The 12,018-nt window shown below is 72.0% G+C and carries 8 protein-coding genes; 5 read left to right on the forward strand and 3 right to left on the reverse strand.

Annotated elements, in window-relative coordinates:
* The first annotated feature begins 37 nt into the window (after nucleotides 1-37).
* Genes AB0B72_RS35535 through nhaA form a run of 3 tightly spaced genes read left to right on the forward strand, consistent with a single transcriptional unit; the run spans nucleotide 38 to nucleotide 6,387 of the window.
* Nucleotides 38-3,244 (forward strand): BTAD domain-containing putative transcriptional regulator, encoded by a 3,207-nt coding sequence (locus tag AB0B72_RS35535; protein ID WP_367743868.1) that lies wholly within the window; start codon nucleotides 38-40, stop codon nucleotides 3,242-3,244.
* A 52-nt stretch (nucleotides 3,245-3,296) separates the two neighbouring features.
* Nucleotides 3,297-4,460, forward strand: coding sequence for an FAD-dependent monooxygenase (locus tag AB0B72_RS35540; protein ID WP_367743869.1), 1,164 nt, complete (start codon nucleotides 3,297-3,299; stop codon nucleotides 4,458-4,460).
* A 43-nt stretch (nucleotides 4,461-4,503) separates the two neighbouring features.
* Complete coding sequence (gene nhaA, locus AB0B72_RS35545) at nucleotides 4,504-6,387, forward strand: Na+/H+ antiporter NhaA (RefSeq protein WP_367743871.1); 1,884 nt, start codon at nucleotides 4,504-4,506, stop codon at nucleotides 6,385-6,387.
* 121 nt (nucleotides 6,388-6,508) lie between these two features.
* On the opposite strand, the gene AB0B72_RS35550 is transcribed toward nhaA, so the two are convergent.
* A complete protein-coding gene (locus AB0B72_RS35550; RefSeq protein WP_367743873.1) occupies nucleotides 6,509-6,955 on the reverse strand; it encodes a nuclear transport factor 2 family protein in 447 nt (148 codons plus the stop codon).
* A gap of 85 nt (nucleotides 6,956-7,040) precedes the next feature.
* On the opposite strand from AB0B72_RS35550, the gene AB0B72_RS35555 reads away from it, so the two are divergent.
* On the forward strand, nucleotides 7,041-7,625 hold the full coding sequence (locus AB0B72_RS35555) for a TetR family transcriptional regulator (protein ID WP_367743874.1): 585 nt from the start codon (nucleotides 7,041-7,043) through the stop codon (nucleotides 7,623-7,625).
* 153 nt (nucleotides 7,626-7,778) lie between these two features.
* On the opposite strand, the gene AB0B72_RS35560 is transcribed toward AB0B72_RS35555, so the two are convergent.
* Nucleotides 7,779-8,579 carry an SAM-dependent methyltransferase gene (locus tag AB0B72_RS35560; protein ID WP_367743876.1) on the reverse strand — a complete coding sequence of 267 codons (801 nt, stop codon included), beginning with the start codon at nucleotides 8,577-8,579 and terminating at the stop codon, nucleotides 7,779-7,781.
* 417 nt (nucleotides 8,580-8,996) lie between these two features.
* Here AB0B72_RS35560 and AB0B72_RS35565 point away from each other — a divergent pair, with 417 nt between their 5' ends.
* Nucleotides 8,997-9,854, forward strand: a complete 858-nt coding sequence (locus AB0B72_RS35565; protein WP_367743877.1) for a hypothetical protein — start codon at nucleotides 8,997-8,999, stop codon at nucleotides 9,852-9,854.
* A gap of 370 nt (nucleotides 9,855-10,224) precedes the next feature.
* On the opposite strand, the gene AB0B72_RS35570 is transcribed toward AB0B72_RS35565, so the two are convergent.
* A partial coding sequence (locus AB0B72_RS35570) for a DUF222 domain-containing protein (RefSeq protein WP_367743879.1) occupies nucleotides 10,225-12,018 on the reverse strand: 1,794 nt, incomplete at its 5' end.

The raw sequence follows: 12,018 nt of genomic DNA on the forward strand, positions 1-12,018 counted from the left end.
GGCGCGCGTGCGGAGGGCATGGGCCACAATCGGTCTCGTGCGGTTCGGCATCCTGGGCCCGGTCGAGGTGTGGACGGACGACGGGCGGTCCGTCCCCGTCGGCGGTCCCCGGCCGCGCGCGCTGCTCGCGCTGCTGCTGCTCGACCCAGGACGGCTCGTCACCGTGGACCGGCTGATCGACGGGCAGTACGGCGATGACCCTCCGGCCGGCGCGGCCAACGCGATCCAGGCGCACGTCTCCCGGCTCCGCCGCGTGCTGCCCGGCGATCTGATCGAGTTTCACGGGGCCGGCTACCGGCTCGCCGTCGACCCCGGCGACGTCGACGCGTACCGGTTCGAACGGCTCGCCCGCGAAGGGCGCAGGCTGCTGACGGAGGGCCGGCACGAGCGGGCCGCCGGGACGCTCAAGGAAGCGCTGGACCTGTGGCGGGGGCCCGCCCTGGCCGACGTGGCGGACGCGCCGTTCGCGGCGGCGCAGGCGGCCCGGCTGGAAGAGGAACGGCTGGCGGCCCGGGAGGACCTGGTGGAGGCCGAGCTGGCCCTTCCCGAAGGGACCTCGACGGCGGAGCTGCGGCGGCTGGTGGCCGCGCACCCGCTGCGGGAACGAATGCGCGGCCAGCTCATGCGCGCACTGCACGCCTCGGGGCAGCAGGCGGCGGCGCTGGCCGTCTTCGAGGAGGTCAGACGGCTGCTGGCGGACGAGCTCGGTGCCGACCCCTCGCCGGAGCTGGCGGCGCTCCACCTGGCGATCCTGCGCGGTGAGGGGACGCGGGGAGGCGCAGCGTGGGGAGGGACGGCGCAGGGAGGGACGGCGCAGGGAGGTACGGCGCAGGGAGGTACGGCGCGAGGAGGGGCCACGCGGGGAGGGACGGCGCCGAACCGGCTGCCCGCTCAGCTCACCAGCTTCGTGGGGCGCGAGGACGACCTGGCCCGGATCGACGCGCTCCGCGACCGCCGCCTGGTCACGCTGACTGGGCCGGGCGGCACCGGTAAGACCCGGCTGGCGATCGAGGCGGCCCGCCGGCGGGGGCGGGAGGCCTGCTTCGTCGACCTGTCCCCGCTCGATCTGTCCCCGCCCGGCTCCCCGCTTGACGGCGGCGGCCAGGTCCCCCTCGCGGTGCTGGGCGCGCTCGGCCTGCGCGAGATGGCGTTGCAGGCGCCGGCGCTCGACCTGCCCGACCCCACGGAACGGCTCGTCGCCGCCCTCGCCGACCGGGAGCTCCTGCTCGTCCTGGACAACTGCGAGCACGTGATCGCCGCCGCCGCGGCGCTCGCCCGCCGGCTGCTCGGCGACTGTCCCCGGCTGGCCGTCATCGCCACGAGCCGGGAACCGCTCGGGCTCACCGGTGAGATGCTCGTCCCGCTGACGCCGCTGGCCGTCCCGCCGCCGGGCACCGCCCCCGGCGACGCGCTCGCCTACCCGGCCGTACGGCTGTTCGCCGAGCGGGCCGCCGCCGTGCGCCCGGGGTTCACGATGGACCCGCAGATGGGCCCGCGGATCGCCGAGATCTGCGCCGCGCTGGACGGCCTGCCGCTGGCGATCGAGCTGGCCGCGGCGAGGCTGCGGTCGTTCACCGCCGAGGAGATCGCGGCCAGGCTGGGGGAGCACGGCCGGTTCACGCTGCTGTCACGCGGCGACCGCACCGCGGCGGCACGGCACCAGACGCTGCGCGCGGTGGTGGACTGGAGCTGGAGCCTGCTGAGCGCGCAGGAGCAGGCGCTCGCGAGACGGCTGTCCGTGTTCTCCGGCGGCGCCTCCCTGGAGGCGGTCGAGCGGGTCTGCGGACCGGGCGAGGTGCTGGCCGACCTGGTCGACAAGTCGCTCGTCGAGGCGAGCGACGGCCGTTACCGGATGCTCGACACGATCCGCCTGTTCTGCGCGGAGCGGCTGGCCGAGGCGGGGGAGCAGGAGCGGGTGCGCGACGCGCACGCCGCCTTCTTCCTCGGCCTGGCGCAACGCGCCGACCCGTGGCTGCGGCGGGCCGAGCAGCTCGAATGGCTGGCCAGGCTCTCCGCCGAGCACAGCAACCTGCAGGCCGCGTTACGCCACGCCGTACGGGACGATCCGGAGACGGGGCTGCGGCTGGTCGCGGCCCTGGCGGCGTACTGGTGGCTGAGCGGGCGGCGCGTCCAGGCCGTCTCATCGGCGCTCGCACTGCTCGAACGGTACGGCTGCGAGCCGCCCCCCGGGCTGGAGGAGGAGTACGTCATCTGCGTGCTGGAGGCCGTCCCGCATGTCACCCCGGAGCAGCGGGCCAGGGCGGAGGAGATCGTCGAGGCGCTGGACGGGGAGATGCGGCATCCCTTCGCGATCGTCATGTGGGGAATGATCACCGGGCCCTCGGATCGGGAATCCACCCTCAAGCGGGGGCGGCTGCTCGGCGCGGACTCGTGGAGTCAGGCGGTCGCCCTGCTCGGGGTCTCGCTGGTGCTGCTGCTCGACGGCAGGACGGCCGAGGCCGAGCAGGTGCTTGAGACGACACTGTCGAGCTTCCGCTCCGTCGGGGAACGCTGGGGGACGGCGCAGGCTCTCGAATGGCTCGGATTGCTCTCCAGCTGGCGGGGCGACTGGGCACGGGCAAGGCGGCTGTGGGGGCAGTCCCTGGGCCTGCACGAGGAGCTCGGCGCCCTGGACGAGATGGTCGACCTGCTGTGCCGCAGGGCCGGCGGGCTGCTGTGCGAGGGCGACCTTCCCGCCGCCCGGGCCGACCTGCGCCGTGCCGCCGAGCTGGCCCGCAGGACGAGCGCGTCGCACCGATCGGCCCTGGTCGAGCTGGGAAGGGGCGAGCTCGCCCGGCTGAGCGGCGACCACGGCGAGGCACGCGAGCACTACATGGCGGCGCTGGACGCCGTCTTCCCCGGCGACTACGCGACGGACGGCATCAGGCCGCTCGTGTCCACCGCGCTGGGACGGCTGGCCGAAGCCGAAGGGGACCTTTCCGAGGCGCGGCGCCACCACGGCGAGGCCCTCGCGCTGATCCGGAGGCCGGAGGCGACGGCGATGGATCTCGCCGGTGTCGCGGAGGGGCAGGCCGGGCCGGCCATGCTCGAAGGCCAGGGGGAGCGGGCCGCGTTCCTGCTCGGCGTGGGGGTGGCGTTGCGCGGCACGGCCGTCACCGGTGACCGTGACGTCGCCCGGGTCGCAGCCGACGCCACGCGGCTCATCGGCGCGGAGCGCTTCGCCGCGGCGTACGCCGCAGGTGCCGCGCTGAGCCGGAAGGAGGCGCTGACAGCGCTGTTCTGACTGTCAGCCGGCTGTCCACGGCCTGTCAGCGGCCCCGGCGAGGCTCGTGGACATGAAGAACACCAGCGTCCTGATCTCCGGCGCGAGCATCGGCGGCCCGGCCCTCGCCTACTGGCTCGCCCGCTACGGCTTCGCCGTGACCGTCGTCGAGAAGGCCCCTCACCTGCGTCCGGGCGGGCAGGCCGTCGACTTCAAGGGCGAGACCCACCGCACCGTGCTGCGGCGCATGGGCATCCTCGACGACGTCCGGCGGCTCCAGACCGGGGGGACCGACATCGAGGTCGTCGACGCCGGCGGCCGAAGGCTGACGGTGATCCCCGGCGAGTTCACCGGCGGGGAGATCGAGATCCTGCGCGGCGACCTTGCCCGGCTGCTGTACGACCGCAGCGCCGCCGCCGGATGCGAGTACGTCTTCGGCGACTCCATCACCTCGCTCACGGAGACGGCGGGCGGCGTGCACGTCACCTTCGAGCGCGGCGCCCCCCGCACCTTCGACCTGGTGGTGGGCGCCGACGGGATTCACTCCAACGTCCGCCGCCTCGCCTTCGGCCCCGAGGCCGACTACGTCCGCTTCCTCGGCTACCACTACGCCCTCGCCGACGTCCCCGGGACGTTCTGGCAGGTCGCGAAGATGTACAACGAGCCCGGCAGGATGGTCTCCGCCGGAGGCTCCAAGGCCTCCGCGTTCTTCGTCTTCGCCTCGCCGCCGCTCGACTACGACCGCTACGACACCGAGGGGATGAAGAAGGCCGTGATCGACGCGTACGCCGGGATGGGCTGGCAGACCCAGGCCGTCATCGACGCGATCCGTGACGCGGACGACTTCTACCTCGACTCGATCAGCCAGGTCCGGATCGATCGCTACTCCAGCGGCCGCGTCGTGCTGCTCGGCGACGCCGCGTACGGCAACACGCTGGGAGGTTTCGGCACCGGCCTGGCCGTGGTCGGCGCGTACGTCCTGGCGGGAGAGCTCGCCGAGGCGGGCGGGGACCATCGCGTCGCGTTCCAGCGCTACGAGGAGGCGTTCCGCGGGTACGCGAAGATCGCCAGGAACGCCAACGCGGGCCCCTTCCTCGCTCCGCGCACGCGGCTCCGGATCCGGGCGCGCAACGCCATGTTCAGGTACGGCTTCATCCTGAGGGCGATGCTGAAGATGACCGACAGGTTCGCGACCAACATCACGCTCAAGGACTATCCGGCCCCGACGCCCCGTTGAGGAAAGCGGGAATGCCAGACCGTCGCGCGATGTCACATGAGACGTGACGGAACCCCGCGACTCCTCCTTCGCCGGACGCACCGCCTGGGCGCGTCGCGTCGAGACGCCGCTTCGTGAGTTCCTGCGCACGGAGACCGGCAGCGCCGCGATCCTCCTCGTGGCGACGATCGCCGCGCTCGTGTGGGCCAACGTCGACCTGCGGTCGTACGAGGCCCTGTGGGGAACGCGGCTGTCCGTGCGGCTCGCCGACTCAGGCGTCGCCATGGACCTGCGGCACTGGGTCAACTCGGGGCTGATGACGTTCTTCTTCCTCGTCGTGGGGATGGAGGCGAGGCGCGAGTTCGACATGGGGGAGCTGCGGGAGCGGCGCAGGCTCCTGCTGCCGGTCGTGGCCGGCGTCGGCGGCATGATCGTGCCCATCGCGATCTACCTGCTGCTCAACGGGGGAGATCCGTCGGCGAAAGGCTGGGGCGCCGCGATGTCCACGGACACGGCGTTCGCCCTCGGGATGCTCGCCCTGATCGCCTCCCGCTTCCCGTCCCGCGTGCACACGTACATGCTGACCGTCACCGTGGTCGACGACCTCGTCGCACTGCTCGTCATCGCCGCCTTCTACAGCGAGCACGTCAGGTTCCCGGCCCTGCTGGCCGCCGCCGCGTTCTTCGCGGTGATCCTGCTGGTCAAGTCCGCCGGCGTACGGCAGGGCCTCGTCTACGTGGTCTTCGGGGCGGCGGCCTGGGTCGCGCTGCTGAAGTCCGGAGTCGAACCGGTCGTCATCGGCCTAGCCCTGGGGTTGCTGACCTACGCGTCCCCGGCGGCGCGCGGGGATCTGGAGCGGGCGACCGATCTCTTCCGGCTCTTCCGGGAGCAGCCGACGGCCGAGCTGGCCCGGTCGGCCAGCGTGGGGCTCGCCCGCGCCATCTCGCCCAACCACCGGCTCCTGCAGATCTACCACCCGTGGACCAGCTACGTGATCGTGCCGCTGTTCGCCCTGTCGAACGCGGGAATCGCGATCAACGGCGACTTCCTGGCGCGGGCGGTCACCTCGCCGATCACCCTCGGCATCGTGCTGGCCTACGTCGCCGGCAAGCCCATCGGCATCGTCGGGGCGACGTGGCTGGTCACCCGGCTGAGCCGCGGGCGGGTCCGGCCGCCCATCGGCTGGGGGGCGGTCACCGCAGGAGGCACGATCGCCGGCATCGGCTTCACCGTCTCGCTGCTGATCGCCACCCTCGCGTTCCGCGGGCAGCAGCTGGAGGAGGCCAAGTTCGGCATCCTGGCCGCCGCCGTGTGCGCGTCGATCCTCACCTGGGTGGTCGCACGCGTGACCAGCGTGCTCTCGCCGCAGCGCAGGGCGCGGGCGCTGTTCGGCACCGCGGAGAGCATCATCGACCTGGCCGCCCCCGTGGACCCCGACCGCGACCACCTGCGCGGCCCCGAGAGCGCGCTCGTGACCCTGGTGGAGTACGGCGACTTCGAATGCCCCTACTGCGGCCAGGCCGAGCCGGTCGTACGGGAGCTCCTCGCCGGCTTCGGCGACCTCCGCTACGTCTGGCGGCACCTTCCCCTGCACGACGTCCACCCCCACGCCCAGCTCGCCGCGGAGGCGGCGGAGGCGGCGGCCGAGCAGGGGGCGTTCTGGGAGATGCACGACATGCTGCTCGAGCACCAGGGCGACCTCCGGGTCCCCGACCTCGTCGCCTACGCCGAGCAGATCGGGCTGAACGCGGATCGGTTCCGTGACGACCTGGAAAGTCACGTGGGAGCGCCCCGGATCATCGAGGACCTCGACTCCGCCGACCTCAGCGGAGTGTCGGGCACGCCGACGTTCTTCATCAACGGGCGGCGTCACAACGGCGCGTACGACATCGCGACGCTGTCGGCCGCCGTCCGCGCCGCCAAGGCACGGGCCTACCTGACGGCGTAGGGTCCAAACCTTCATACCGGCGTACGGCCCGTGACGCCGGACGCCGTCCCCGGCGCAGGACCCGTTGGACCCGCCGGACCAGCCGGACCTTTGAGCGACCCCCCGGACCTCTCAGGCAGCGCTAGGAGTCGAGCAGGTCGACCATGTCCTTCAGCCGGCCCATGGCGTTGAAGGTGCCGAAGACGTCCATGTAATCGCGGGTCTCGACGATCTCGCCGTTCCGTACGCGGAGGATCAGCAGGCCGGAGGCGTGGAACGGCCGGTCGTCCGGCGCCACCGTGCCGGTGCCGTGCCATTCGCCCACCACGACCTCCGGGTCGGCGGCCTCGTGGACGACCACGTCCTCGATCTTCTCCAGCTTCACCGGGCTCGCTCCCCACGTCTGGTTGTAGGCGGCACGCACCTCTTCCCGGCCGTTCAGGCGGGCAGGGAACACGGGAGCCCGGAACGGGAACTCGTGGACGGAGTCGGCCGCGTAGAGATCGGCGAGGTCGTCGGGCGACTTGTCGACCATGGCCTGGTGGAAACGGGAGAGGACCTCTCTCGGGGTGCGGAAGGGCTCTGACATGATCGCTCCATTTCGCTCAACCTCTGTTGACTCAACGACTGTAGAGCGAAAATCCCCGCTGGGTCAACGCCGGTAGAGTCATCGCGTGGAGAAGACGCCGACGAGCCGGGTGGTGCGCCGGCGCAGGACCGAGGAGCGGATCCTCGCCGCGGCGCGGGAGGCGTTCGCCGAACGCGGCTTCGAACGCACGACGATCCGGATCGTCGCGGCGGCTGCGGAGGTCGACCCCGCCCTGGTCATGCAGTATTTCGGCTCGAAGCGGGAGCTGTTCGAACGCGCCGTCCAGATGCCGTCCATCCCACCGCTCGGCGGTGGCCTGGCCGAGTCGATCGAAGAGCTGCTCGCGCGAATCGGCATGAAGATCGGCCCGATCCCGCAGGCGTCGCTGGCCGTGATGCGGTCGATGCTCACGCACCCGGAGGCCGCGCAGGGGGCTCGCGCGAAACTGGACGATCAGGTGGCGCAGCTCGGCGCCGCCATCGAGGACGACGACGCCGAGCTGCGCGCGGCTCTGATGGTCGCCACGATGCTGGGTGTGACCATCGCCCGGCAGCTGCTCGACCTCACCGCCCTGCGGGAGGTCTCGGCTGAGAGGATCGCCGAGATCCTCCGCCCGTCCATGAACGCGCTGGCCGGTGTGGACGTCCCGGTCCGCGACGACGCCGGATAAATCGGCGCGCCTGCTCCGGGGGCACGTCCACGTGCTCCCCCGTCCGGCCGAAGGGGTCAGCGCGGTGGCGGCGTCAGCGGCGGCGAACCATCCCCGGCCCGGCCGGCGGGGTCAGCGCTTGCGGCCGACAGGGTCAGCGCTTGGCCGGCGGGGTCAGCGCTTGCGGCCGACGCCGCAGATGGCGTCGACCTCGTGGTGCCCGTTCTCGACGGAGACGTCGCCGGGACGCCACTGGGACGTCGTCACCACCCCGGGCTCGACGACGTCGAGCCCCTCGAAGAACGCCGCGATGCGCTGGGGGGAGCGCAGGTGGTAGGAGCTCGCCGAGTTGACGTTGTAGACGCCGATCGCGTGGTTGAGCGCCTCACTCGTGTCGGTGCCGTCGCACAGCGCCAGATAGCTCCCCGGCGGCAGGGCGTCGAGCAGCCGCGTGATGATCGAAGCGGGGTCGTCTTCGTCGGGCAGCTGCCCCATGATCCCCAGCATCATCAGCGCGATCGGGCGGTTGAAGTCGAGCGTCGCGGCTGCCGCCTCCAGGATCCGTTCCGGGTCGCGCACGTCGGCCTCGATGTAGTCGGTAACTCCCTCGGAGGTGCTGGTCAGCAGCGCCTGGGCGTGCACGAGCACGAGGGGATCGTTGTCCACGTAGACGATGCGGGATTCCGGGGCCAGCCGCTGGGCGACCTGGTGAGTGTTGTCCGCGCTCGGAAGGCCGGTGCCGATGTCGAGGAACTGGCGGATGCCCGCCTCCCCGGCGAGGTACTGGACGGCGCGAGTGAGGAATCGCCGCTGGACGCGGGCGATGTGGGCGATGTCGGGGAAGATCGACAGGATCATGTCGCCTGTTTCCCGGTCGACCGCGTAGTTGTCCTCGCCACCCAGCAGGTAGTTCCATACCCGGGCCGAGTGGGCGGCGGTGGTATCGATCTTCGGCTGCTCAGGACCATCCGTCACGGCGTGGTTCTCCGGTCTGCGCGCGGTCGTACAAGAGGATCAGTGTTCCGGGCGTCGGCCAAGATCCGCAATGCCCCTTCGATGTACGGTGAGACCGATGTGAAGATCTCCCTCTCTTGTGATTAACGCGTCCGGTTGAGGGCAGGGCGCGGCCATGGTCATCTCGACTCACCTGGCCGGGGGGCAGGAGCGGGCCTGTCCACGGCGCGCCGAGCGGCGCACCCCCATCCTTCTCGGCACCGGCACCCTTGTCAGCACCGGCTTTCTGGCCAATGCCGGCTCTCTCACCAACGCCGGCTCTCGTGCCGGCACCGTCACTCTCGCTAACGCCGGCTCTCGTGCCAACGCCGGCGCTCTTGTCAACGCTCGCACTCTTGTCAGCACCGGACGCGGCACGCCGAAGCGTGGTGAGCGCCGGTGGAGCTGACGGCCGCCGTCACTGACGCGGGGATCCCACCGGCCGCGGCCCTGGTGCCGATGGCGCGGGTCCTCCGCACCGTCGCCTCCCGGCAGCGGGAGCACGCGATCTGCGCGTCCTGCGTCAGGGAGCTGTTCGACCCGGCGGGCCGCCGCTACCGGTACCCGTTCGTCTCCTGCGGAGAGTGTGCGCCCCCAGCGAGCCTTGGCTCCCCGCCCTACCCCCGCGTACGGCTGGCGGCGCTGTGTCAGGAATGCGAGCGGGAGTGCCGGGAGGACGGGCGGCGCGGCCCGGCCGCCGGCGCGACCGGCTGCGGTGCGTGCGGCCCGACCGTTCGCTGGGGGAGCCTCGCGGGGAATGATGCGATCGCGGCTGCGGCCGCCGCCATCCGGGCCGGTGGCGCGGTCGGCGTCCACGACGTCTTCGGCGACCAGGTCGTGTGCGACGCGCGGGCGGACGAGGTGGTCGCACGGATGAGCGGTGCCTCCGGTGGCGTCCGGGTCCTGGTGCGGAACGTGTCAGCGGCCCGGGAGATCGCCGGCCTGCTGATCCCGGACATCCGGGCGCTGGTCGAGCGTTCAGGCCGGTCCGTGGTCGTCCGTGTGGGAGACCGGCGGCTGTCGCCCGGCGTGCTGCGCGCCACTCCGGACGTCGACCTGTTCCTGCCCAGGACCGCGCTGCAGCACCTGCTCACGGCTTCGGTGGACGGTCCGCTCGCGGTATGGGACCACTCTGCGGACCTAGTGGGCGGCAGGCCGTACGACGGGGTGCTGACCGTCGCTGCTGCTGGGGCCGGCCGCCCGAAGGCGCCGGTGCCCATGGAGGCCCTTCGACCCTGGTGGCCACCCGCCGCATAAATGCATGACCTCATGTCCGGGTTGCGTCCCGGATTGCGCGTCCTGGGGTCGCGTGTCACGGGTTACGCGCTCTGATTGGGGCCCCGGATCGCGTGTGCCCGCGCTGTCCGTCGAGCTCGGTCTGTCCTGCAGGCGAACAGGCGAATGGACGAGCGACGGCAGAGGGTGGGCCACGACAGAAGGGGCGGGCACGGCAGAGGGGGCGGCGATGGTGGAGGGGCGGTGACGGCGGAGGGGCGGCGGCGGCAGAAGGAGTGGATGGGCCCGCATGAGTCGGTGGTGAATCGACTGCGGGCATGCCTGTGGAGCCGCCCGGTGCGCGTCCCGGGCGGCTTACTCCGGAAGTCTCCCCAAGCGGACGTCCCTCCGTTCATTGTCGGAGGGGGGTGTAGCGGCCGGTGTAGGTGAAGGTCCATCGGCCGGTGCCGATGCGGCGGCGTGTGTAGCGTTCGGGGTGGCGGTAGCGGTCGCGGTTGTGGAATTGGCAGGCGGGGCCGAGGAGTTTGAGGTCGGTCAGTCCGCCGTGGGTCCAGTTGTTGGCGTGGTCGACCTGGCACAGACTGGTCGGCAGGGGGCAGTGCTCGATCCAGCAGGTGGCGTAGCGGGCGGCGATCGCGCGTCGCTGGGCGGGGGTGGCCAGGCGGGCGTTGCGGCCCATGTCGAGCACCTGGCCGTCGGCGTCCATCACCAGGCGCACCAGCGTGGAGGTGCGAGCCAGCCGCTCGATGTCCGACTGCGGTAACAGGTGCCCGGTGGCCAGCAACAGTCCCGGCCACCTGCCCGGCAGCACCCCGCCCACCAGCCACCCACCACCGGCGCCGCCGCCAGGCCCGGCACCAGGCCGGACGCCAGGCCCGGCACTCGCGTCGGCACCAGGCTCCAAACCATGCCCGGTATCCGCGTCGCTACCAGCCTCGGCGTCGGGATGGGCGCTGGACTCGGCGCTTGGTTCCACACCGGGTCTGGTGCCCCTGCCGACATCAGGCCCGGCATTCACGTCGGCATCCGCCATGGCGGCTTCGGTATCGGGCTCGGCATGGTGTTCCGTGCCCGCATGGGCATCAGGTGCGGCACCGATGTCCGCATCTGCCTTCGAACTATGCCCAGCACCAGGCTCAGCACCTGCCTTGGCACGATGTCCCCCACCCGCATCGGCATCAGGTCCGGCCCCGCTCATCGGAGATGAGCCCTTAACCACCCCCGGGTCAGCCATTGGCTCCTGGCCGCCGGCCGTGTCCAACCACGGCTCTTGGTCAGCAATGCGGTCGGCACCGGGGGCGGGCTCGCCAGCGCGGGCAGGCCTGGCAGTAGGAGCGGGTCTGGCAGCGGGATCGGCGGCCGAACCGGCGGCGGGCTCAGCAGGCAGATCGGCCGGCGAATCGGCGGCGGACCCGGCGGGTGAGCCGATACGCGGGCCGATCGGTGAATCGGCCAGTGAGTCGCTGGGCGGACCGGTCGGTGGATCGCTGGGCGGGTCGGCGACTGGGGCCTGAGCGGGTGAGTCGCCAGGCGGATCAGCCGGGTGGTCCTGGGCGGGCGGGCCGGTCGGCGAGTCGGTGGGCGGGCTGGTGGATGGGTCGGTGGGTGGGTCGGCGGGTAGGGATTCGGCCGGCACGATCACCAGCAGTTCGGCGTTGATCTGCTGCTCCAGCAACGCGATCAACGCATCGGCGTTCCGCACCCGCAACGGCCGATCATCCCCCGCCGCGCGTGGCTTGGCGTACTTGTCCAAAAGCACCCGCAACCGCGCCGCCGCCTCCCGCGGAAGACGAAACTCCCCCTCCATCCCCCCATCATCGCTCTCCCGCACCAACAGGAACCGAGCGTCGTACTCCACCCGGTCCCCCTTGTCCACCCCACCGGGATCAAGCACCGCATGCAAAAACCGCCCCGCCTTCACCACCTCAGCCACCGACGCCGCATCCGCCACCCCCAGCAAAATCGGCTCCGCCTGCGCCACCTCCTCCTCACTCAACCCCACCACCGCTGCACAGATCGCCGACGCCAACCCCTCCGACAAACTGCCCTCCGCCAACCGAGACGCCACCACCGGCACCCGCGCCAACTGCTCCGCCAACACCACCACCCGCGACGCCGCATGCACACTCATCCCACCCACCGACCGCAACCACGCCCGCGTCGAGGCATGCCCATGCCCCCGCAC

Origin of the sequence: Microbispora sp. NPDC049125, assembly GCF_040802045.1 — a bacterium.
Taxonomy (GTDB): domain Bacteria; phylum Actinomycetota; class Actinomycetes; order Streptosporangiales; family Streptosporangiaceae; genus Microbispora.